This window comes from Bacillus sp. NMTD17 (genome assembly GCF_002998735.1).
Lineage (GTDB): Bacteria > Bacillota > Bacilli > Bacillales > Bacillaceae > Bacillus.
Genome location: NZ_PVRH01000002.1, coordinates 131,070 through 153,897, shown reverse-complemented (window position 1 = coordinate 153,897; position 22,828 = coordinate 131,070). Strand labels below are relative to the sequence as shown.

The 22,828-nt window shown below is 42.0% G+C and carries 23 protein-coding genes; all 23 read left to right on the top strand.

All coding sequences use genetic code 11. The features are described 5' to 3' along the window. The first annotated feature begins 16 nt into the window (after nt 1-16). The 23 genes from C6347_RS05885 (at nt 17) to rnjB (ending at nt 22,816) form a co-directional block, all read left to right on the top strand. Nucleotides 17-1,246 carry an endo-1,4-beta-xylanase gene (locus C6347_RS05885; protein ID WP_060596289.1) on the top strand — a complete coding sequence of 410 codons (1,230 nt, stop codon included), beginning with the start codon at nt 17-19 and terminating at the stop codon, nt 1,244-1,246. An 18-nt stretch (nt 1,247-1,264) separates the two neighbouring features. After that, nucleotides 1,265-2,395, top strand: a complete 1,131-nt coding sequence (locus C6347_RS05880; RefSeq protein WP_106036795.1) for a glycoside hydrolase 5 family protein — start codon at nt 1,265-1,267, stop codon at nt 2,393-2,395. A gap of 241 nt (nt 2,396-2,636) precedes the next feature. After that, on the top strand, nt 2,637-3,110 hold the full coding sequence (gene rimP / locus C6347_RS05875) for a ribosome maturation factor RimP (RefSeq protein ID WP_003211398.1): 474 nt from the start codon (nt 2,637-2,639) through the stop codon (nt 3,108-3,110). 32 nt (nt 3,111-3,142) lie between these two features. Further along, nucleotides 3,143-4,258: a transcription termination factor NusA gene (nusA, locus tag C6347_RS05870; protein WP_007499530.1), complete on the top strand. Its 1,116-nt coding sequence runs from the start codon at nt 3,143-3,145 to the stop codon at nt 4,256-4,258. A 15-nt stretch (nt 4,259-4,273) separates the two neighbouring features. Next, entirely contained in the window at nt 4,274-4,564 is a 291-nt protein-coding gene (gene rnpM, locus C6347_RS05865; RefSeq protein WP_058013969.1) for an RNase P modulator RnpM, read from the top strand. Then, a complete protein-coding gene (locus tag C6347_RS05860; RefSeq protein ID WP_034662287.1) occupies nt 4,551-4,853 on the top strand; it encodes a YlxQ family RNA-binding protein in 303 nt (100 codons plus the stop codon). Before rnpM ends, C6347_RS05860 begins: the two co-directional genes overlap by 14 nt. Before the next feature lie 19 nt (nt 4,854-4,872). Beyond that, complete coding sequence (infB, locus tag C6347_RS05855) at nt 4,873-6,993, top strand: translation initiation factor IF-2 (protein WP_066030896.1); 2,121 nt, start codon at nt 4,873-4,875, stop codon at nt 6,991-6,993. Beyond that, a complete protein-coding gene (locus tag C6347_RS05850; RefSeq protein WP_012009994.1) occupies nt 6,990-7,268 on the top strand; it encodes a DUF503 domain-containing protein in 279 nt (92 codons plus the stop codon). The genes infB and C6347_RS05850 overlap by 4 nt, the downstream gene beginning before the upstream one ends. 17 nt (nt 7,269-7,285) lie before the next feature. Beyond that, nucleotides 7,286-7,636, top strand: a complete 351-nt coding sequence (rbfA, locus tag C6347_RS05845; protein WP_007499525.1) for a 30S ribosome-binding factor RbfA — start codon at nt 7,286-7,288, stop codon at nt 7,634-7,636. Nucleotides 7,637-7,704: 68 nt separating this feature from the next. Continuing rightward, nucleotides 7,705-8,634, top strand: a complete 930-nt coding sequence (truB, locus tag C6347_RS05840; protein WP_106071515.1) for a tRNA pseudouridine(55) synthase TruB — start codon at nt 7,705-7,707, stop codon at nt 8,632-8,634. Nucleotides 8,635-8,652: 18 nt separating this feature from the next. Next, nucleotides 8,653-9,618, top strand: a complete 966-nt coding sequence (gene ribF / locus C6347_RS05835; protein WP_106036796.1) for a bifunctional riboflavin kinase/FAD synthetase — start codon at nt 8,653-8,655, stop codon at nt 9,616-9,618. Nucleotides 9,619-9,758: 140 nt separating this feature from the next. Further along, nucleotides 9,759-10,028, top strand: coding sequence for a 30S ribosomal protein S15 (gene rpsO / locus C6347_RS05830; protein ID WP_008354438.1), 270 nt, complete (start codon nt 9,759-9,761; stop codon nt 10,026-10,028). Nucleotides 10,029-10,209: 181 nt separating this feature from the next. Beyond that, nucleotides 10,210-12,327: a polyribonucleotide nucleotidyltransferase gene (gene pnp, locus C6347_RS05825; RefSeq protein WP_034662272.1), complete on the top strand. Its 2,118-nt coding sequence runs from the start codon at nt 10,210-10,212 to the stop codon at nt 12,325-12,327. A 174-nt stretch (nt 12,328-12,501) separates the two neighbouring features. Further along, nucleotides 12,502-13,395: a polysaccharide deacetylase family protein gene (locus tag C6347_RS05820; RefSeq protein WP_223250457.1), complete on the top strand. Its 894-nt coding sequence runs from the start codon at nt 12,502-12,504 to the stop codon at nt 13,393-13,395. A gap of 33 nt (nt 13,396-13,428) precedes the next feature. Beyond that, nucleotides 13,429-14,658, top strand: coding sequence for a M16 family metallopeptidase (locus tag C6347_RS05815; protein ID WP_034662267.1), 1,230 nt, complete (start codon nt 13,429-13,431; stop codon nt 14,656-14,658). A gap of 73 nt (nt 14,659-14,731) precedes the next feature. Beyond that, nucleotides 14,732-15,655: an aminoglycoside phosphotransferase family protein gene (locus tag C6347_RS05810; RefSeq protein WP_060596298.1), complete on the top strand. Its 924-nt coding sequence runs from the start codon at nt 14,732-14,734 to the stop codon at nt 15,653-15,655. A gap of 70 nt (nt 15,656-15,725) precedes the next feature. After that, on the top strand, nt 15,726-15,998 hold the full coding sequence (locus C6347_RS05805) for a YlmC/YmxH family sporulation protein (protein WP_060596407.1): 273 nt from the start codon (nt 15,726-15,728) through the stop codon (nt 15,996-15,998). Between the two features lie 123 nt (nt 15,999-16,121). Further along, nucleotides 16,122-17,024 carry a dipicolinic acid synthetase subunit A gene (gene dpaA / locus C6347_RS05800; protein ID WP_003212195.1) on the top strand — a complete coding sequence of 301 codons (903 nt, stop codon included), beginning with the start codon at nt 16,122-16,124 and terminating at the stop codon, nt 17,022-17,024. Further along, the gene (gene dpaB, locus C6347_RS05795) at nt 17,021-17,614 is read left to right on the top strand and encodes a dipicolinate synthase subunit B (RefSeq protein ID WP_060596299.1); all 594 of its coding nucleotides are present in this window, start codon (nt 17,021-17,023) and stop codon (nt 17,612-17,614) included. The genes dpaA and dpaB overlap by 4 nt, the downstream gene beginning before the upstream one ends. A gap of 139 nt (nt 17,615-17,753) precedes the next feature. Continuing rightward, entirely contained in the window at nt 17,754-18,773 is a 1,020-nt protein-coding gene (gene asd / locus C6347_RS05790; RefSeq protein ID WP_034662256.1) for an aspartate-semialdehyde dehydrogenase, read from the top strand. A gap of 92 nt (nt 18,774-18,865) precedes the next feature. Then, nucleotides 18,866-20,080, top strand: a complete 1,215-nt coding sequence (dapG, locus tag C6347_RS05785) for an aspartate kinase (RefSeq protein ID WP_034662253.1) — start codon at nt 18,866-18,868, stop codon at nt 20,078-20,080. Between the two features lie 30 nt (nt 20,081-20,110). Beyond that, complete coding sequence (dapA, locus tag C6347_RS05780; RefSeq protein ID WP_044142095.1) at nt 20,111-20,977, top strand: 4-hydroxy-tetrahydrodipicolinate synthase; 867 nt, start codon at nt 20,111-20,113, stop codon at nt 20,975-20,977. 171 nt (nt 20,978-21,148) lie between these two features. Then, the gene (rnjB, locus tag C6347_RS05775) at nt 21,149-22,816 is read left to right on the top strand and encodes a ribonuclease J2 (protein WP_060596304.1); all 1,668 of its coding nucleotides are present in this window, start codon (nt 21,149-21,151) and stop codon (nt 22,814-22,816) included. Nucleotides 22,817-22,828 lie beyond the last annotated feature (12 nt).

The following is a 22,828-nucleotide window of genomic DNA, read 5'->3' as shown; positions in this document are numbered from 1 at the left end:
ATAAGGGTGTTTTTACATGGTCAAAGAAAGAAGTTTTCTTCATCAATCATTAAACAAGGGCGAAAATGGGCAGATAAATCTGAAGTGGAAAAAAGAGGCGAATGATCGAATTTCAGAGCATAGACAAAGAGATCTTGAAATAAATGTCACAAATCACGAAAAAAAGCCAATAGCAGGTATAGAGGTTGAGATTAAGCAAAATAGGCATGAATTCGCATTTGGTTCAGCGATGAATGACCAAGTGTTGTTTAATCAACAATATGCCGATTTTTTTGTGAAGTATTTTAATTGGGCTGTTTTTGAAAATGAGGCAAAATGGTATGCGAATGAGCCGGAAAGAGGGAAAATCACCTACGAAAAAGCAGATGCGATGCTGAATTTTGCAGATAAACATCAACTTCCAGTGAGAGGGCACGCTTTATTTTGGGAGGTAGAGGATGCGAATCCAAGCTGGCTGAGGTCACTACCGAATCACGAAGTGTATGAATCGATGAAAAACCGGCTTGAGCATGCGGGTAATCATTTTAAAGGGAGATTCCGTCATTGGGATGTAAACAATGAAATGATGCATGGTTCATTTTTTAAAGATCGCTTCGGGAAAAATATTTGGAAGTGGATGTATGAAGAAACGAAAAAAATTGACCCTCAAGCACTATTGTTTGTGAATGATTATAATGTGATCTCATATGGTGAGCACCACGCTTATAAAGCGCATATCAATGAACTGCGTCAGTTAGGCGCACCTATTGAGGCGATTGGTGTTCAAGGACATTTTGAAGAACGGGTCGATCCAGTCGTTGTAAAAGAGAGGCTCGATGTGCTTGCTGAGCTTGGTCTTCCTATATGGGTTACAGAGTACGATTCTGTTCACCCTGACGCTAATAGAAGAGCGGATAACCTAGAGGCTTTATATCGCGTCGCATTTAGTCATCCAGCCGTAAAAGGAGTGCTAATGTGGGGATTTTGGGCAGGTGCCCATTGGAGAGGTGAGCATGCGGCCATCGTGAATTATGATTGGTCTTTAAATGAAGCAGGCCGACGTTACGAAAAGCTTCTAAATGAGTGGACGACACAAAGAGTTGAAAAAACAGATGCGAATGGCAATGTGACATGTCGAGCATTTCACGGGACATATGAGATTCGAATCGGTAAAGAAAGTAAACTGTTAAAACAACAGACAATTGAACTTGATTCAAATGAACAAACACCGCTTCGGCTAGATGTGATCGTACCTGAAGAAGGCTAGATTGTGAGGGGAATTTAAATGAAGAAATGGACTCAAAGAGTGTTTTGCTTCATACTTGTGGCCGCTATATGGGCCGGCTGGTTTTCACTTACGATTAAGGCCGCCTCTTATGTACAGACGTCTGGTACACAATTTACGCTGAACAATCAACCATTTTACTTCGCTGGCACAAATAATTACTATTTCCATTACAAATCTAAAAAGATGGTAGATGCTGTGTTCGATGATATGAAAGCAATGAATTTAAAGGTCATACGTATTTGGGGATTTCACGATGGGGCCCCTCAAGAAAACTCAGTCTTACAATCTAGTCCAGGGGTCTATGAAGAATCGGGTTTTCAAAAACTAGATTATGCGATTTATAAAGCGGGACAGGAAGGAATAAAACTTGTCATCCCACTAGTGAACAATTGGGATGATTTTGGCGGGATGAATCAATACGTAAAGTGGTTCGAGGCAGGAACGCATGATGCCTTTTATACAGATCCTCGTATACAAAAAGCTTACAAAAATTATGTGCGCTATGTATTAGAAAGAACCAATACGTACACAGGTGTTCAATATAAGGACGATCCAGCTATTATGACTTGGGAATTAGCCAATGAGCCGCGTGTGCAGTCAGATCCAACGGGAAATATACTAGTCAAATGGGCAGATGAAATGAGTACGTGGATCAAATCGCTGGATCGTCACCATCTTGTTGCAGTAGGAGATGAAGGGTTCTTTCGCATACCAGGACATGAAGACTGGTTTTATGGAGGCGGAGAAGGCGTCGATTGGGACCGTTTGACGGCTCTCTCTAATATCGATTATGGAACCTATCATCTGTACCCAGATCACTGGAACAAGTCAGCTGCTTGGGGAGTGAAATGGATCGAAGACCATATCACCCGCGGGAAGTCAATCGGAAAACCAGTTGTGTTAGAAGAGTTTGGCGTTCAAAATCAATCAGCGCGTCCTGACGTATATCAAAGCTGGCTGTCAGCGGTTGAGCGGCTCGGAGGAGCTGGCAGTCAATTTTGGATTTTAACAAGTATTCAGGACGATGATTCGCTCTATCCGGATTATGACGGTTTCCGCATCATAAAGGGGAGCAGGGAGTCAGCACTTATCAGTGAACATGCGAAAAGAATGAACGAAAAGAACTGATGGCGAATGCCTGCTGAATAAGGAACTTCATTTGCATAAAAAAATTGGATATGGTATAGTTTTTATGGAAATGCTAACGATTACCGAGACAAGAGTGGGGAAACCCGCTCTTTTGTATTGAACAGGCAATTTTTGTCTCGACATTATTCATCCGTTTTCTGCTCCCCCTGCTCACATAAAGCAGGGTTTTTATGCAGAATGATTGATAAGAGCGTTTATCGAAAGCACAAGGAGGAAGAGAATGAGCAAAAAAGTAGTGGATGTCGTAAGCGAAATGGTGCAGCCAATTTTAGATGGCTTACAGCTTGAACTCGTTGATGTTGAATTTGTCAAAGAGGGTCAAAACTGGTTCCTTCGCGTGTTTATTGACTCTGATAAAGGTGTCGATATCGAAGAATGTGCCAAAGTGAGCGAAGCCTTGAGCGAAAAGCTTGATGAGGCAGATCCGATTAGCCAAAACTACTTTCTTGAAGTGTCCTCTCCTGGAGCGGAGCGCCCATTAAAGAAAAAAGCTGATTTTGAAAAAGCACTTGGAAAAAATGTTTTCATGAAAACATATGAACCAATTGATGGTGAAAAAGCATTTGAAGGTGAGCTTACAAGCTTTGATGGTGAGATTGCAACAGTGACAGTGAAGATCAAGACAAGAAAGAAAGAGATCAATATTCCATACGAAAAAATAGCTAACGCAAGATTAGCAGTTTCGTTCAATTAACCTTTTCATTGATATAAGGGGGAACCATAAAAATGAGTAGTGAGTTGTTAGATGCCCTGACTGTTCTTGAGAAAGAGAAGGGTATTAGTAAAGAAATTATTATTGAAGCGATAGAAGCTGCACTCATTTCTGCATATAAGCGTAACTTTAATCAAGCACAAAATGTTCGTGTTGATTTAAACCGCGAAACGGGAACGATTCGCGTATTTGCAAGAAAAGATGTTGTAGATGAAGTGTATGATTCTCGCCTTGAAATCTCTGTAGATGATGCAGCCAATATCAACCCGAATTACATGGTAGGTGACGTCGTTGAAATTGAAGTCACGCCAAAAGACTTCGGACGCATTGCAGCTCAGACTGCGAAACAAGTGGTGACGCAGCGAGTGAGAGAAGCAGAGCGAGGTGTGATCTACACTGAGTTTATCGATCGCGAGGAAGACATTATGACGGGAATCGTTCAGCGAATTGACAGTAAATTCATTTACGTGTCACTTGGCAAAATCGAAGCCCTTCTTCCGGTCAACGAACAAATGCCAAATGAGGACTACAAACCACATGACCGCATTAAGGTGTTTATTACAAAAGTCGAAAAAACAACAAAAGGACCACAAATTTATGTGTCTAGAACACATCCAGGTCTTTTAAAGCGTTTATTTGAAATTGAAGTGCCAGAAATTTATGATGGTACTGTAGAGCTTAAATCGGTTGCTAGAGAAGCTGGGGACCGTTCTAAAATATCTGTTCGTACAGATGATCCTGATGTTGACCCAGTTGGTTCTTGTGTTGGACCAAAAGGTCAGCGTGTACAAGCAATTGTCAACGAGCTAAAAGGCGAAAAAATTGACATTGTCCATTGGTCTAATGACCCGGTTGAATTTGTTGCCAACGCATTAAGTCCATCAAAAGTACTTGATGTCATTGTAAATGAAGAAGATAAGGCGACAACAGTTATTGTCCCTGATTATCAGCTGTCGTTAGCCATTGGTAAAAGAGGTCAAAATGCTCGTCTTGCAGCAAAGCTGACTAGCTGGAAAATTGACATTAAAAGCGAAACAGATGCAAGGGAACTCGGTATTTTCCCAAGAACTGAAGACTCTGAATCTCTTTTCTTAGAGGCTGAACCAGTAGCTGAGGAATCTGACGAATAAGAGGTGATGTAAAAGGTGAATAGCCGAAAAAAAATCCCGCTTAGAAAATGTGTCGTGACGGGAGAAATGAAACCAAAGAAAGAACTGATCCGTGTTGTTCGATCTAAAGAAGGTGAAGTGTCTGTTGACGCAACCGGAAAAAAGAACGGACGCGGAGCTTACCTTTCTCTCGATAAAGAAACCATTCTTGCGGCAAAGAACAAACGCAGTTTACAGCAGCAATTTCAGACACAGATTGACGAACACATATTTGAAGAATTACTAGAACTAGCTGAAAAGGTGAAAAAACCAAATGACTCAATCTGAATGGTATCCTTTGCTTGGTCTAGCAAATCGAGCTCGTAAAGTCGTGTCAGGAGAAGATCTTGTGATCAAAGAAATTAGACATGCGCGTGCTAAGCTGGTTCTTCTTGCAGCAGATGCCTCATCGAACACAGAGAAAAAGGTATCTGACAAATGCAAATTTTATAATGTTCCGGTTAGAAAAGTTGAAGACCGTTCCGTTCTCGGACGTTCTATTGGGAAAGAAGCTCGCGTAGTTGTCGCTGTCACTGACCAAGGCTTCGCTAAGAAGCTGATAAGCTTGCTCGATTAATTTATTTGGGGGTGAACGAATGGCTAAAGTGAGAGTATATGAATACGCAAAAGCCATAGATGTTTCAAGTAAAGATATTATAGCAGCGCTTAAGGATATGAACGTGGAAGTGAACAACCACATGGCGACGCTTGAAGACGACACTGTGAAAAAGCTAGACGCTATCTATAAAAAAGCCAAAGCAAAAGAGACAGCTAACGAGAAACCCGCAGAACAAAAAAAACAATCATCTAACAAAAACAATGATAGAAAGAAGAATGACGTGCAGAATAATCAATTTAATAAAAACAAAAAAAACAACAACCAAAACAAAAACAAAAATAAACGCGGTGGGAATAACAAACCGCAGCATCAGCAAGCTAGACCTGTGAAGCCTAAGAAAGAGCTTCCTGAAAAAATTGAATTTACAAATTCAATGACAGTCGGCCAGTTGGCTGAAGAGCTTGGAAAAGAAACAGCTGAAATTATCAAAAAGCTGATGATGCTTGGTGTTATGGCAACCATTAACCAAGAGCTGGATAAAGATACAGTTGAATTAATCGCTTCTGAATATGGCGTTCCAGTAGAGGAAGTCATTATTTTAGAAGAAACTGAACTTGAAAAGTATGAAGTTGAAGATAAAGAAGAAGATATGCAAGTACGCCCTCCAGTTGTGACGATCATGGGACACGTTGACCACGGGAAAACAACGCTTCTTGACAGCATTCGTAAGACGAAAGTCGTCGAAGGCGAAGCTGGTGGAATCACGCAGCATATCGGTGCTTACCAAATTGAAGAAAACGGCAAGAAAATCACGTTCCTTGATACACCTGGACACGCAGCATTTACAACGATGCGTGCACGTGGTGCTGAGGTAACAGATACGACAATTCTGGTCGTTGCAGCAGATGATGGCGTGATGCCGCAAACGATTGAAGCCATTAACCATGCGAAAGCGGCAGAAGTGCCAATCATTGTCGCTGTCAACAAAATTGACAAACCAACAGCGAACCCTGACCGTGTGATGCAGGAATTAACGGAGCATGGTTTAGTACCAGAAGCTTGGGGCGGCGAAACGATCTTCGTTCCTCTATCTGCAAAAACAGGTGAAGGCATTGACGAATTGATCGAAATGATCCTTCTTGTCAGCGAAGTAGGAGAACTGAAAGCCAACCCAAATCGTGCGGCAAAAGGGACTGTCATCGAGGCTGAGCTTGATAAAGGAAGAGGATCTGTTGCAACCCTTCTTGTTCAAACTGGTACACTTCATGTAGGTGATCCAATCGTTGTCGGAAATACATTTGGCCGCGTTCGTGCAATGGTTAATGACATCGGACGCCGCGTGAAAACAGCAGGACCATCTACACCTGTTGAAATCACTGGTTTAAATGATGTACCGAATGCAGGGGATCAGTTCCTCGTATTCAAAGACGAAAAAACAGCTCGTCAAGTGGGTGAGGCGCGTGCTTCGAAACAGCTTGATGAACAGCGTTCAGACAAAGCAAAATTATCTCTAGATGACCTATTTGAGCAAATCAAACAAGGTGAAGTGAAAGATATCAACTTGATCGTGAAAGCAGACGTACAAGGTTCTGCTGAAGCACTGACGGCCGCTCTTCAAAAAATTGAAGTAGAAGGCGTAAAAGTGAAAATCATCCATACGGGTGTTGGAGCGATTACAGAATCTGATATTATTTTAGCAAGTGCTTCTAATGCGATCGTGATCGGATTTAACGTACGTCCTGATGGAAATGCGAAGAGCACAGCTGAAACAGAAAACGTAGATATCCGCTTACACCGCATTATTTATAAAGTTATCGATGAAATTGAAGCTGCGATGAAAGGAATGCTTGACCCTGAATATGAAGAAAAAGTCATCGGTCAAGTTGAAGTTCGTCAAACGTTCAAAGTTTCTAAAATCGGTACAATTGCTGGTGGCTATGTCACTGAAGGAACCATTACAAGAGATAGTGGTATCCGCTTAATCCGTGACGGCGTCGTTATATTTGAAGGCGAAGTCGACGTATTAAAACGATTCAAAGATGACGTGAAAGAAGTTTCACAAGGCTATGAATGTGGTATTACCATTAAGAAGTACAATGATATCCGTGAAGGTGATGTCATGGAATCATTCGTTATGCAAGAAATCGAAAGAAAATGATCGGTTATACCGAATGTGAGTGCATCATCTATGATGCCTCCTCACTGAAGGAAAAACGTGCGGTTCTTCAACGTATATTGACAAGAACGCGCCATAAATTCAATGTAACCATGGCTGAAATGGATTACCAGGACACATGGCAGCGTACATCAATTGGAATCGCCGTGATTTCCTCCTCTCGGGTTCAAGTGGAAAAGGAATTGCAGCGTGTTTTAAGCTTTATTGATTCTTTTCCTGAAATTGAACGAACGATCACGAAAACTGAGTGGTTTTAATTAGAGGTGATAAGATCATGAGTATGAGAGCAACCCGCGTGGGTGAGCAGATGAAAAAAGAATTAGGTGACATCCTAGGCAGAAAGCTAAAAGATCCAAGAATTGGCTTTTTGACTGTAACCGATGTTGAAGTATCCGGTGATTTGCAAATTGCGAAAGTTTACATTTCTGTTCTCGGTGACGAGAAAAAAAGAGAGGAAACCTTAAAAGGCCTTGCAAAGGCTAAAGGGTATATCCGCTCTGAAATTGGCAATCGAATTAGACTTCGCAAAACACCAGAACTGCACTTTGAATTCGATGAATCCGTAGATTATGGAAATCGAATTGAAAGCCTGATTGCTGAACTAAACACAAAAGATCATGAATAAGACGTTGAAATAAGGATAGGCGATGATCGTCTGTCCTTTTTCATCGTTTATGAAAGGAGAGAACGCAGATGATAAATGGTGTTCTTTTATTACATAAAGAAAGAGGAATGACCTCTCACGACTGTGTGTTCAAAGTGAGAAAGATCTTGCATACAAAAAAAGTCGGACATACAGGCACTCTCGACCCGGAGGTATCAGGTGTTCTGCCCATTTGTATCGGAAGAGCAACGAAGATTGTCGAATACTTAACAGATAAATCGAAAACGTATGATGCAGAAATCATGATTGGCTTTTCTACAACAACAGAAGACCAAACAGGTGAGATCGTAGAAGAAGAAAAGGTGCAAAAACCCATCTCAGAAGAAGAAATTGATGCTGTGCTGAAACAGTTTCAAGGAACCATTGAACAAATTCCTCCCATGTTTTCTGCTGTGAAAATTGGCGGAAAAAAACTCTATGAATATGCAAGAGAAGGCATTGAAATTGAGCGGCCGAGCCGTGAAATTACGATTCACCGTATCGAGCGGACAACACCTGCTTTATTTGAGAATGGGAAGGTATCATTTAGATTCACCGTTTTATGCTCAAAAGGAACGTATGTCAGAACCTTAGCGGTTGATATTGGAAAGAAACTAGGGTTTCCAGCCCATATGTCACATCTCATTCGCACAGGGTCAGGTGATTTTACACTAGATGAATGCATCACCCTTGATGAGCTCCGAAATATAAGCGAGGAAGGAGCAGTAGATGAGCACCTTGTCCCGATCGAGCGCGCGCTCAATCATTTGCCGAAATGGGAGATAAATGATACATTAGCAAGTAAAGTGGAAAACGGTGCAGTCCTGCCAATGCCTGATGAATTCGCTCATTTCGCAGAGGAAGATCGTGTCGCTGTCTTTGCTCCTTCAGGTCGCTGTATGGCGATATATATGAAGCACCCGACCAAACAGAATCTGATGAAGCCGGCGAAGATCTTATCTCAGGACAAGCAATCTTAAAGAAAAGGTGACCATCTCGTGAAGACTATACATATTTCACACCCACATACATTGAATCAAAAGGATCAAGACCCTTCTGTTATGGCTTTAGGGTATTTTGACGGTGTTCACCTCGGACATCAAAAAGTTATTGACGCAGCGAAAAGCATTGCGAGAAAAGAAGGATTGGCTTTAGCAGTCATGACCTTTCATCCGCATCCATCACATGTTTTGCAAAAAGCACGTGAACCAAAGGACTTAATTACACCGCTTGAGGATAAAATTGATTTCATCGAACAGCTGGGCGCTGACTATTTATACATTGTGCAATTCAGCGAAACCTTTGCAGCGCTGTCTCCTCAAGAGTTTGTGGATCAATATTTGGATGAGCTGAATGTGAAGCACGCAGTAGCCGGTTTTGATTTTACGTTTGGCCGTTTTGGTGCAGGCACAATGGAAACATTCGATGAGTACGGAAAAGGGCGTATCACGGCCACCATCGTTCCTAAGTTGTCCAATCAAGACCGTAAAGTCAGCTCTACACTCATACGTTCCGCATTGAAAAATGGGGATGTTGAATATGTGAGTGAGCTTTTAGGAAAACCTTATCAGCTGCGCGGTATTGTCATTCATGGAGATAAGCGAGGACGGACGATCGGCTTTCCGACTGCAAATGTCGGTTTATCTGCTGAATACATTATTCCGCCAACAGGGGTTTATGCAGTAAGAGCAGAAGTCAAAGGCAAAGTGTATGACGGTGTTTGTAACGTTGGCTATAAACCAACCTTTTATGAAAAGCGCCCTGATCAGCCTGCCATTGAAGTAAACCTCTTTGATTTTAACGAAGAAATATATGGTGAACCGATTAAATTACAGTGGTTCAAACGCATTCGCAGTGAACAAAAATTTAACGGAATCCAGGAGTTAACGGCTCAAATCAGTCAAGATAAAGAAGAAGCGATTCAGTTTTTTCAAGATCAGCTAAGGCAAACAAAAAATTCATAGAAAAACAGCTCTACCATTTGCAAATTCAGCATATTTTTAGTATGATTATTCCTGTAGCTTTAAAACCACTTACTTGGCAGGCCGACTTCACCGACGGTTGCGAGGTAGATGGGGCTAACATGATTTGGAGGTGAAACAGGATGGCTATTACTCAAGAGCGTAAAACTCAATTAATTAATGAGTTCAAAACACACGAATCTGATACTGGATCTCCAGAAGTTCAGATCGCTGTCCTAACAGAATCAATTAACAACTTGAACGAGCATTTACGTACTCATAAGAAAGATCACCACTCACGTCGCGGTCTTTTGAAAATGGTAGGTAGACGTCGTAATCTTCTTACGTATCTACGTAATAAAGACGTAACTCGTTACCGTGAGTTAATTAACAAACTAGGCTTACGTCGATAATCGTAAAAAGCGGGAGGATTCCCGCTTTTTTATCGTATAATCACTAATATTTTATGGTTAAAATGTTGAAAGAATGGCAAAAACCCTTCTACATACACCTTTCACATTGATATGTGAAAATCATTTTGTTCATAATAAGAATTAACTAAAATTTCAAGATAAGAGAGGAGTTTTTCTCAGAATGGGACAAGAGAAACATGTCTTCACCATAGACTGGGCTGGACGTCAACTGACAGTTGAAACTGGCCAGCTTGCAAAGCAAGCAAACGGAGCGGTCCTCGTACGCTACGGAGATACAGCTGTGCTTAGCTCAGCAACAGCTTCTAAAGAACCAAAACCACTTGATTTTTTCCCGCTCACTGTGAACTACGAAGAAAGATTATACGCAGTAGGTAAAATTCCTGGAGGCTTCATTAAAAGAGAAGGCCGTCCAAGTGAAAAAGCGATCCTTGCGAGCCGCTTAATTGACAGACCAATCCGTCCATTATTTGCAGATGGATTTAGAAACGAAGTACAAGTCATTAGTATCGTCATGAGTGTGGATCAAGATTGTTCATCTGAAATGGCTGCAATGTTTGGCTCATCTTTAGCATTATGTGTGTCTGACATTCCATTTGAGGGACCAATCGCCGGCGTTACAGTAGGACGAGTTGATGGAAAGCTGATCATCAATCCAAATGTAGAGCAGCTTGAACAAAGTGACATCAACCTTGTAGTCGCTGGAACAAAAGATGCGATCAATATGGTCGAAGCTGGTGCTGATGAAGTACCAGAAGAAACAATGCTTGAAGCCATCATGTATGGTCACCAAGAGATCAAACGCTTAATCGAATTCCAAGAGGAAATTGTCAAGGCAGTCGGTAAAGCAAAAATCGATATTCCTTTATATGAAGTAGATCAAACGTTAGCAGACGAAGTAAAAGCACTTGCTGAAACAGACCTGCTGAAAGCGATTCAAGTACATGAGAAGCATGCACGTGAGGATGCAATCAGTGCTGTGAAAAAAGCTGTGGTTGAGAAATTTGAAGAAGAAGATCGCGACGAAGCGACGATTAAACAAGCGAAGGATGTATTAAACAAGCTTGTCAAAAATGAAGTTCGCCGTCTGATCACTGAAGAGAAAGTACGTCCAGATGGACGCGGTGTAGATCAAATCCGTCCACTTTCTTCAGAAGTAGGACTTCTGCCAAGAACGCACGGTTCAGGTCTATTTACAAGAGGACAAACACAGGCGCTCAGTATTTGTACATTAGGTGCACTTGGCGATGTGCAAATTCTTGACGGTCTAGGCGTTGAAGAATCGAAACGCTTCATGCACCATTACAACTTCCCGCAATTCAGTGTTGGTGAGACAGGTCCAATGCGTGGCCCAGGCCGCCGTGAAATCGGACATGGAGCGCTAGGTGAACGTGCATTAGAACCAGTGATCCCATCTGAAAAAGATTTCCCTTATACGGTTCGCCTTGTGTCTGAGGTACTAGAATCAAATGGATCTACTTCACAAGCAAGTATTTGCGCAAGCACACTTGCGATGATGGATGCGGGTGTTCCAATTAAAGCACCAGTTGCAGGGATTGCAATGGGGCTTGTGAAATCTGGTGAATACTACACAGTGCTGACAGACATTCAAGGAATGGAAGATGCACTTGGTGATATGGACTTTAAAGTTGCAGGTACATCAAAAGGTGTAACAGCGCTTCAAATGGATATCAAAATCGATGGTCTATCAAAAGACATCTTGGAGGAAGCTCTCCAACAAGCGAAAAAAGGAAGAATGGAAATCTTAGAAAGCATGCTGTCAACGATTCCTGCTTCTAGAGGAGAATTGTCTCGTTATGCACCAAAAATCTTAACGATGAAGATCAATCCTGATAAAATTCGTGATGTCATTGGACCAAGCGGTAAACAAATCAATAAAATCATTGAAGATACCGGTGTGAAAATCGATATTGAACAAGATGGTACAATCTTTATCTCTTCTACAGAAGAAGACATGAACCAAAAAGCGAAGAAAGTCATTGAAGATCTTGTGAGAGAAGTTGAAGTGGGGCAACTTTACTTAGGTAAAGTAAAACGCATTGAAAAATTCGGTGCTTTCCTTGAAATCTTCAGCGGCAAAGATGGACTTGTTCATATTTCTGAGCTTGCGCTTGACCGTGTAGGCAAAGTAGAAGATGTCGTGAAGATTGGCGATGAATTACTTGTCAAAGTCACTGAAATCGATAAACAAGGCCGTGTGAACCTTTCTCGCAAAGCTGTTTTACGTGAAGAAAAGGAAAAAGAAGAAAAACAGTCTTAATGAAATGTGTTAGAAGCCAGGTATCCGTACCAGGCTTCTTTCTTTTCTTGCGCTAACAATAGTTCTAGCTTGTTTCTCCCCATCATAATTTGTGGTAAAGGGGAGGGACAGCCATTGAAAAAAACGTTACCATTCATTGTGTTTGTATTTTTACTGCTCGTGTCATATCAAACGATGAAGCAGCCGGCTGCTGTTACATATATTGAATCAATGAAAGAGCATGCTGAGGTTGCATCTGTTTCAAAAGATATTTTATATCAAGAGATTGAATCGAAGTCTTCTGACTATGAAGTGAAGGCGCAAAATGCTAAGATTGATAAAGTGTGGAAAAAGATGCCTGGTTTAAATGGACAGACAGTCAATATCGATGCCTCTTATGAAAAAATGAAAAAACAAGGGTCATTTGATGAAAAGCTGCTTGTTTTCAATGAAACAAAACCTTCTATTCATTTACACGAACTTGGTGCTGAGCCCATTTACAAGGGACATCCAGATAAAAAAATGAATGCTTTCCTCATCAACGTGGCTTGGGGTGACGAGCATTTAATCAAGATGTTAAAGACACTGGAAAAGCATCAGGTCAAGGCGACCTTTTTCTTAGAGGGCAAATGGGTGAAAAAAAGCACGGATCTTGCTAAAAAAATCGTGGCAGATGGTCATGAAATTGGAAACCATTCATACAATCACCCGGATATGCGCACACTGACAAGAGAACGAGCATTAGAGCAAATTACCAAAACGAATCGTCAAATTGAAGAATCCCTTGGAAAAAAACCGAAGTGGTTCGCCCCTCCTAGCGGCAGCTTTAAAGAAGAAACAGTGAAACTCGCTGCTGAAGAAGGAATGGAAACCATTATGTGGACGGTAGACACCATTGACTGGCAAAAACCGTCACCAGACATATTACAAAAACGGGTGCTTGGGAAAATTCACAATGGGGCGATGATATTAATGCATCCAACAGATTCGACGGCGAAAAGTCTTGACGCACTTATCACTCAAATTAAGGAAAGAGGATATGAATTAGGAACGGTTTCAGACCTCCTAAGTGAAAAAAGACATCCGTGATCCGATCTGTTTGTTGAATAGGAGGAGCAAAACTTGGTCAAAACGTATACATGCCAAAACGGAGTAAGAATTGTACTTGAAAACAATCCCACTGTAAGATCTGTCGCAATTGGCGTCTGGATTGGAACTGGTTCTAGACATGAGACACCAGAAATTAATGGAATCTCACACTTTCTGGAGCATATGTTCTTTAAAGGGACAAAGACGAGATCTGCACGTGATATCGCAGAATCCTTTGACCGCATTGGTGGTCAAGTGAATGCCTTTACGTCAAAAGAATACACTTGCTACTATGCAAAGGTGCTTGATTCACATGCTGGCTACGCCCTCGATGTATTAAGCGACATGTTCTTCCACTCCGCTTTTGATGAAGAAGAGCTGAAAAAAGAAAAAAATGTAGTCTATGAAGAAATCAAAATGTATGAGGATACACCTGATGATATCGTTCATGATCTGTTGAGCAAAGCGATTTATGGTGATCATTCTTTAGGCTTCCCGATTTTAGGAACAGAAGAAACACTTTCTACTTTTAACGGAGACTCTCTTAGAGCTTATATGGATGAATTCTACACGCCGGACCGCGTTGTGATCTCTGTTGCAGGGAATGTGGATGACACCTTCATTCGAGAGGTTGAAAAGTTGTTCGGTTCGTATGAAACGAAAGGGAAAAAACAGCCTTTAGAAGCGCCGCAATTTCACTATGACAAGCTCACACGCAAAAAGGAAACAGAGCAAGCGCATCTATGCATGGGCTTTAATGGCCTCCCAGCTGGAGATAAAGGCATCTATGACTTAATCGTCTTAAACAATGTTCTTGGCGGAAGCATGAGCAGCCGCTTGTTCCAGGATGTAAGAGAAGACAAAGGACTCGCTTATTCCGTTTTCAGCTATCACAGTTCATTTGCAGATAACGGCATGCTGACGATTTATGGCGGGACTGGAGCGAAGCAGTTAAACCTGCTCTCTGAAACCATCTTACAAACATTAGACGTCTTAAAACGTGAGGGAATCACGCAAAAAGAGCTTGAAAACTCTAAGGAGCAAATGAAAGGGAACCTCATGCTCAGCCTTGAAAGCACAAACAGCAAGATGAGCCGAAACGGTAAAAATGAACTGCTCCTTGGCAAACATCGTACACTCGATGAAATTATTGACGAAATCAACCACGTCACATTAGACGGCGTGAATAACTTATCAAAACGAATCTTTACAGAAGATTATGCGCTCTCGCTTATTAGTCCGACGGGTGATCAGCCATCATAATGTAAACAACACGGCAGGCTTCTAAGAGGTCTGCCGTTTTATTGTATATAAAGAAGAAGGGAGCACTGCTTTCATGGAACATGAAAAACTGAAACGCCTCTCTCCGCTTCTGACACAAGCCATCTCCTTCCAGCCGATGACATCTGGCTTTTCAGGAAACCGTACTTATCTCGTCACAACATCCTCTAGTGAAAAGCTAGTGCTCAAGCTATCAAACCTCAAAACGTATTCCAGCTTTAAAAGAAAAGCGTCAGTTCAGCGAAAGTTAAAAGATCGAGGGCTTCTATGTTCTGAAGTGATGGAGATTGGAATGAATGCTGAACTTAACTGTACCTATCGTATTTTCTCCTTGATTGAAGGAGAGAATGCTAGAGCATCCATCCATCTGCTCACAAATGAAGAGCAGTATGAAATCGGGAGGCGGGCAGGTAGAGAGCTAAGTTTCATGCATACATGTCCCGCACCTTCTCATGTCGCACCGTGGGATGAGAGGGTCATGGCGAAACATGAACGGTATGTACATGCCTATCAATCAAGTGGAGTAACTTTTGCTCAAGATCAATTCGTATTAGATTTTATCAAATCACATGTTGATGCGGTAAAGGCGAGACCGAACCAGTTCCAGCATGATGATTTTCATTTAGGGAATATCATCATTCAAGGAGGTGAGTATGCCGGCGTGATTGATTTTGATCAATCTGACTGGGGTGACCCGGTTCATGACTTTTATAAATTGTCCTTATTTAGTCGAGAAAGCAGTATTCCGTTTTCAGCAGGGCAACTGGATTACTATGTAAGTACGCAGGCCACAGACGATTTTTGGCTTCTTTTTTCCATCTATACAGCAATGAGCTGCTTTTCTTCTATTGTATGGACGCTTTCTTATGACCCTAAACATGTAAAAGAAATGGTGAACCGAGTGGAGAGAATGCTGGCAGACCATGATCGCTTTCATCTACTGAAACCAGCTTGGTATTCAAATTGGCATCATTCATAACTTGAAAAAGCGGGACGGTCTATTTCTTCTTGTGGCTGCATATATGATACGGAAGGGAAGTGATGCGATTTTGAGGCTAAGTGAGCTGTCAGGAAAAGAGATCGTCGATATCAAAAGAGCGGAGCGGCTTGGCGTGCTTGGACAAACCGACCTTGAAATCAATGAACAGGACGGTCAAATTACAGCACTCATCATACCTTCCGTGAAGTGGTTTGGCTTTCGAAAGCAAGGAAATGACATCCGCGTCCCGTGGAATCACATTCAAAAAATAGGATCAGATATGATCATTCTCGATGTGCCTGAATCACTTCAGCCGCCCGGGGAAAAAGAGCATCCATCATAAATGGGTGCTCTTTTTCTTTTCTCTCTCCGATTTGTTCACAGGCTGAATCCTCTCCTCATATGCTGAAAGGGAGATTCAGAAAATATTACAGACTTTTTTAAATAAAGAAGGTGAACGGTCAGTATGTTGAGCGGTTTAACGGTTGCGGTGATCGGGGGAGATGCAAGGCAGCTTGAAATTATTCGCAAGCTGTCACAGCAGCATGCCAAAGTGTTTTTGGTTGGATTTGATCAGCTGGATCACGGATTTATTGGGGCTGAAAAGCTAAAAATGTCAGAACTTCCATTCGAACAGGTAGACAGTATGATCCTGCCAGTATCAGGCGCAACGGATGAAGGTGTTGTCGCGACAGTTTTCTCAAATGAACAGGTTTTACTAGAAGCAACATATTTAGAAAGAACCCCTGCCCATTGTACCTTGTACTCAGGTATTTCTAATACGTACTTAGACAATCTGGCAAAGCAGGTGAACCGAAAACTTGTGAAGCTGTTTGAGCGAGATGATATTGCCATATATAACTCTATTCCAACAGTTGAAGGGATTATCATGATGGCCATTCAGCAAACGGATTATACGATTCATGGATCACGTGTTGCTGTCCTCGGGCTCGGAAGAACAGGACTCACCATTGCCCGCACATTTCGGGCACTCGGTGCGGACGTAAAAGTAGGGGCAGCAGATACAGCGCATTTAGCGCGGGCCTTTGAAATGGGACTCGATCCATTTTCAATGGACCGGTTAAAAGAAGAAGTAACGGATGTAGATATCATCATCAATACCATTCCAAGCCTTGTATTAGATTCATCTGTCATCGTCAGTATGACACCAAAGACACTCATTTTGGATATCGCCTCCCGCCCAGGGGGAACAGACTTTGACTTTGCACAAAAACACGGAGTGAAGGCGCTTCTTGCTCCAGGACTCCCGGGAATTGTTGCACCAAAGACAGCAGGGCAAATCATTGCAAAAGTGCTTTCTGGGCTCTTATGTGAACTTGCAGAGGAAAAAAGGGGGATGGAATCATGACAACATTAAAAGGGAAAAGAATCGGCTTTGGCTTAACTGGTTCCCACTGTACGTACGAAGCTGTTTATCCGCAAATCGAAGCACTTGTAAAAGAAGGAGCAGAAGTGCGTCCAGTGGTGTCATATACGGTCCAGAGTACGAATACAAGATTCGGAGATGGGGCTGACTGGATTGAGCGGATTGAGAAGCTGACTGGTTTTAAGGCGATTGACTCAATCGTGAAAGCAGAGCCGCTCGGACCTAAGCTGCCACTTGATTGTATGGTCATTGCTCCATTAACAGGGAACTCGATGGCGAAATTCGCAAATGCCATGACAGACAGCCCTGTTTTAATGGCTGCAAAAGCAACCATTCGAAATCATCGTCCTGTCGTTTTAGGAATTTCAACAAATGATGCGCTAGGCTTAAATGGTACAAATCTGATGAGGCTGATGTCGACAAAGAATATTTTCTTTATTCCATTTGGCCAAGATGATCCATTTAAAAAACCGACCTCCATGGTCGCAAACATGGATTTGCTTTCTCAAACAGTAGAAGAGGCGCTCCAGCATAGACAAATTCAGCCGATTTTAATTGGAGCAAACGAATAATAGATTCACTAGAAAATCATGAAAGATTCAAAAAAGATGCTTCAAGCCTTGCTTTTCTATGGTAAAATAAAATGTAAAAAGTCATAGGATGGCCATCCGAAAGAAAAGAATCATGGATGGGTCGGAAGGAGTTTTACTGATGGGAAGAGGATTGCATGTAGCTGTAGTTGGAGCGACTGGAGCTGTCGGTCAACAAATGTTAAAAACACTAGCTGACAGAGATTTTGAAATGGATACACTGACTCTACTATCCTCAAAACGTTCTGCTGGAACAAAAGTGACATTCAGAGGTCAAGAGTATACCGTTCAGGAAGCAACACCTGAAAGCTTTGAAGGAGTGAACATTGCATTATTCAGTGCTGGAGGAAATGTTTCCAAGGCGCTAGCTCCTGAAGCAGTCAAACGAGGTGCGATTGTTGTAGACAACACAAGTGCTTTTCGTATGGACGAAAACATCCCTCTTGTCGTACCAGAGGTAAACGAAAAAGACTTGCATGACCATCAAGGAATCATTGCAAACCCTAACTGTTCAACGATTCAAATGGTAGCGGCATTAGAACCGCTTCGTCAGGCGTATGGCATGAAAAAAGTCATCGTGTCCACTTACCAAGCCGTATCAGGTGCAGGACATGAAGCCATTGACGAACTATACAGCCAATCACAAGCCATTTTAAATAAAGAAGATGTAAAGCCGGAAGTCATGCCTTATCAAATTGCATTTAATGCGATTCCGCAAATTGATAAATTCCAAGACAATGGCTATACATTTGAAGAAATGAAAATGATCAACGAAACGAAAAAAATTATGCATATGCCAGAGCTAGAAGTAGCGGCAACATGTGTGAGACTTCCAATTGAAACAGGACATTCAGAATCTGTCTACGTCGAACTAGAATCAAATGACGCAACAGTTGACGACATTAAGTCAATTCTTAAAGATGCACCAGGCATTACACTGCAAGATGATCCGTCTCAGCAAATTTATCCAATGCCTGCAGATGCTGTTGGAAAAAACGACGTATTTGTCGGCCGCATTCGGAAAGATTTGGACCGTCCAAACGGGTTCCATATGTGGATTGTATCTGATAACCTGCTAAAAGGCGCTGCATGGAACTCAGTTCAAATTGCAGAAAGCTTAAAAGCATTAAAATTAGTTTAACATTCAATGGATGATGAGGACGAACAGAAGAGAGTTAGGCATCTTTCGCCTGCTCTCTTCTGTTACGTCAGAATGAACTTGGAGTGAAAACAGTGAAAATAATTGTCCAAAAATTTGGCGGTACATCTGTCAAAGATGATCAAGGTAGAAAAAGGGCACTTGCACATATCTTATCGGCAAAAGAGAAAGGCTATAAGTCGGTTGTCGTCGTTTCCGCAATGGGACGAAAAGGCGACCCTTATGCGACAGATACGCTGCTTGGTCTGCTTTATGGCAGCGCGCAGCATATGACAAATCGAGAAAAAGACTTGCTCGTTTCCTGCGGAGAGAATATTTCAGCTGTTGTGTTTTCAAGTATGCTGAATGAAAACGGGCTAAAGGCTGTAGCAATGACAGGCGCACAGGCGGGCTTTGTGACAGATAAGGAGCATACGAGTGCGAAAATTATTGATATGAAGTGTGAACGTCTCGAGGCGGCACTGTCTGAACATGATGTTGTCGTTGTTGCTGGGTTCCAAGGAGCTGCGAAAAATGGGGACGTGACCACAATCGGACGAGGCGGCAGTGATACGTCCGCAGCTGCTTTAGGTGCTGCATTACAGGCAGACTTCATTGATATTTTTACAGATGTAGAAGGCGTCATGACAGCAGATCCCCGCATTGTTGAAAATGCAAAGCCGCTCAGAGTCGTGACATATACGGAAATTTGCAACCTTGCATATCAAGGGGCGAAAGTCATTCACCCGAGAGCTGTCGAAATTGCGATGCAAGCAAAAGTACCAATGAGGGTCCGTTCAACATACTCTGATGATGAGGGCACACTCGTCACGTCACACTACTCAGATAAAATGAGCCATGATGTGTACGACCGCCTCATTACGGGTATTGCACATGTCAATGATGTGACGCAAATCAAGGTCCCGGCAAAAGAAGGGCAGTACAGCGTCCAAACAGAGGTCTTCAAGGCTATGGCTAACGCACAAATCAGTGTCGACTTCTTCAACATTACACCGAGTGAGATTGTGTATACAGTGACAGGTGCAATGACTGAAAAGGCAACATCGATCCTAAAAGATCTTGGCTATACGCCAATTGTGACAACAAATTGTGCAAAAGTATCAGCTGTTGGCGCAGGCATCATGGGTGTACCAGGTGTCACATCTAAAATTGTATCGGCTCTATCCGAGCAAAACATTCCGATTTTACAATCGGCTGACAGCCATACGACCATTTGGGTGCTAGTGAACGAAGAAAACATGAGAGCGGCTGTCAATGCCCTGCACGAAGTGTTTGAACTTTCAAGATAAATGTGATTGAATCATGATGAGGTGAAAAAAATGAATTTCGGAAATATCGCAACAGCTATGATTACACCTTTTGATAAAAAGGGCAACATTGATTTCCAAAAGCTATCAATTCTCATTGATTACTTATTAAAAAACGGCAGTGACTCTTTAGTCGTTGCAGGGACAACAGGCGAATCGCCAACTTTATCGACTGAAGAAAAAGTCGCTCTTTTTCAGCAATCGGTGAAATTAGCAAATGGTCGTTGTAAAATCATTGCAGGAACAGGCAGTAATAATACAAATGCGTCTATCAAACTAACGAAAAAAGCAGAAGAAGCGGGCGTTGATGCAGTGATGCTTGTCGTACCTTACTACAACAAGCCATCACAGGAAGGCATGTATGCACACTTTAAAGCCATTGCCGAGTCTACATCTCTTCCTGTCATGCTTTACAATGTACCAGGGAGAACGGTTGCGTCATTAGCCCCAGAAACAACCATTAAACTTGCGCAAATACCTAACATTGTCGCGATCAAAGAAGCAAGCGGTGATCTTGATGCCATGACAAAAATCATTGCAGAGACACCAGAAGATTTCGATGTATATTCAGGTGACGACAGCTTAACACTTCCAGCTGTATCTGTTGGTGCAAAAGGAGTGGTCTCTGTGGCGTCTCATATCGTAGGACTTGATATGCAGCAAATGCTGAAAAGCTATGCTTCAGGTCAAACGGCCAATGCCGCATTGATCCATCAAAAGCTGCTCCCAATCATGAAACAGCTTTTCACAGCGCCAAATCCAACGCCTGTCAAAACAGCTCTTCAGCTGAAAGGACTAGATGTCGGATCTGTTCGTCTTCCGCTTTTACCTTTGTCAGAAGAAGAGAGACTGGATTTAAGCAGCGTCTTAAACAGCTGATCAAAACAAAAGATTTCGTAAGCGGTCATTCTCAGATGTCCCTGAGTATGACCGTTTTTTATACATAAACACTTTCTTAAAATGTGACTTCATCTTGTTTTCTAAAATTAGATTCAGTTATAATAGCATTAAGCGATGATGGACGGGCTTGAGACTAGGAGGATAAGAATTTTGAAAAAGAAAAATACAGAGAACGTAAGAATTATTGCACTGGGAGGCGTTGGAGAAATCGGGAAAAACTTATATGTCATTGAAATTGATTCCGACATATATGTGGTAGATGCAGGCTTGATGCATCCAGAAAACGAAATGCTAGGCATTGACGTCGTTATTCCTGATATCTCTTATTTAACAGAACGTGCTGATCGGGTGAAAGCAATTTTTCTTACCCACGGACATGATGAAGCAATCGGAGGCGTATTCCATTGCTTAAGCAAATTGTCTGTACCAGTTTACGGAACGAAGCTGACCCTTGCGTTACTTCGAGAAAAATTAAAGCAGTATGGCTTCAATCAAAAAGCTGATTTACGTGAGGTACATGCGAAATCAGTCATTACGTTTGAAACAACAAAGGTATCATTCTTTAGAACGAATCACAGCATCCCTGATTCAGTTGGGATCAGCTTCAAAACCTCTCTTGGTTCAATCGTATGCACAGGTGATTTTAAATTTGATCAAACCCCAGCGCTTAACCAAGCCTGTGACATCGGAGAGATTGCGAAAATTGGAAACAATGGCGTTTTAGCACTACTTTCAGACAGTGCCAATGCTGAAAAACCAGGTTATACACCTTCTGAGGCGCTCGTCCAAGACGAAATCTCAAATGCGATGTACAATGCTGAAAATCGAGTAATTGTCGCTGTATCTTCATCGAACATTAACCGCGTGCAGCAGATCATTAATGCAGCGAATCAAAATGGTCGTAAGCTTGCCGTAGCAGGGAAGAATATGATGACGATTCTTCAGCTGGCGATCAAACTTGGTTATGTCACAGCAGACGAAGAATTATTTGTACCAGTTCAAGAAGTGAAGAAAATGGCGAAAAACGATGTGGTCGTCCTCACAGCTGGAAGCCACGGAGAGCCTCTTGCTGCTTTAACAAAAATGGCAAAACAAAATCACAAACAGCTTCATATTGAAAAAGATGACACTGTTGTGATTGCATCTACACCTCTTCCAGGACAAGAACTCACATATTCAAAAACAGTGGATTTCCTCACAAGAAGCGGCGCACAAGTCATTTTTGCGCAAAAACGTGTGCATGTCTCTGGACATGGCTGCCAAGAAGAGTTAAAGCTGATGCTGAACTTACTAAAGCCAAAGTATTTAATTCCGGTGAATGGCGAATATCGTATGCAAAAAGCACATTCTCGTATTGCTGAAGAAGTGGGAATGAAACGAAGTGACATTTTCTTGATTGATAAAGGGGATGTTGTGGAGTTTAGAGGACAGAACGTAAAAATCGGTGAAAAAGTTCACCAAGGCAATATTTTGATCGATGGTCTTGGCGTTGGTGATATCGGGAACATTGTGTTACGCGATAGACGCCTATTGTCTCAAGATGGTATCTTAATTGTCGTTATTACGCTTGATAAACAAAAGAAACAATTAATTTCTGGACCTGAAATCATCACAAGAGGATTTGTGTATGTCAGAGAATCCGAAGAGCTGATTGTAAAAGCGACAGAAATGGTCAAAGGAATTGTCAAAGAGCAAACGGAAAACTCAATTGTTGAATGGTCAACATTGAAACAATCCATGCGCGACGTACTTAATCAATTCCTATATGAAAAAACAAAACGTAAGCCGATGATCATTCCAATTATTATGGAAGTGTGATGAGAAAGCCCA

Coding starts and splice junctions, on each gene's coding strand:
- C6347_RS05885 (WP_060596289.1), top strand. CDS start 17: ATGGTCAAAGAAAGAAGTTTTCTTCATCAATCATTAAACAAGGGCGAA.
- C6347_RS05880 (WP_106036795.1), top strand. CDS start 1,265: ATGAAGAAATGGACTCAAAGAGTGTTTTGCTTCATACTTGTGGCCGCT.
- asd (WP_034662256.1), top strand. CDS start 17,754: ATGGGAAGAGGATTGCATGTAGCTGTAGTTGGAGCGACTGGAGCTGTC.
- pnp (WP_034662272.1), top strand. CDS start 10,210: ATGGGACAAGAGAAACATGTCTTCACCATAGACTGGGCTGGACGTCAA.
- rpsO (WP_008354438.1), top strand. CDS start 9,759: ATGGCTATTACTCAAGAGCGTAAAACTCAATTAATTAATGAGTTCAAA.
- C6347_RS05850 (WP_012009994.1), top strand. CDS start 6,990: ATGATCGGTTATACCGAATGTGAGTGCATCATCTATGATGCCTCCTCA.
- dpaA (WP_003212195.1), top strand. CDS start 16,122: ATGTTGAGCGGTTTAACGGTTGCGGTGATCGGGGGAGATGCAAGGCAG.
- nusA (WP_007499530.1), top strand. CDS start 3,143: ATGAGTAGTGAGTTGTTAGATGCCCTGACTGTTCTTGAGAAAGAGAAG.
- dapA (WP_044142095.1), top strand. CDS start 20,111: ATGAATTTCGGAAATATCGCAACAGCTATGATTACACCTTTTGATAAA.
- rimP (WP_003211398.1), top strand. CDS start 2,637: ATGAGCAAAAAAGTAGTGGATGTCGTAAGCGAAATGGTGCAGCCAATT.
- C6347_RS05810 (WP_060596298.1), top strand. CDS start 14,732: ATGGAACATGAAAAACTGAAACGCCTCTCTCCGCTTCTGACACAAGCC.
- C6347_RS05820 (WP_223250457.1), top strand. CDS start 12,502: ATGAAGCAGCCGGCTGCTGTTACATATATTGAATCAATGAAAGAGCAT.
- dpaB (WP_060596299.1), top strand. CDS start 17,021: ATGACAACATTAAAAGGGAAAAGAATCGGCTTTGGCTTAACTGGTTCC.
- rbfA (WP_007499525.1), top strand. CDS start 7,286: ATGAGTATGAGAGCAACCCGCGTGGGTGAGCAGATGAAAAAAGAATTA.
- C6347_RS05860 (WP_034662287.1), top strand. CDS start 4,551: ATGACTCAATCTGAATGGTATCCTTTGCTTGGTCTAGCAAATCGAGCT.
- truB (WP_106071515.1), top strand. CDS start 7,705: ATGATAAATGGTGTTCTTTTATTACATAAAGAAAGAGGAATGACCTCT.
- infB (WP_066030896.1), top strand. CDS start 4,873: ATGGCTAAAGTGAGAGTATATGAATACGCAAAAGCCATAGATGTTTCA.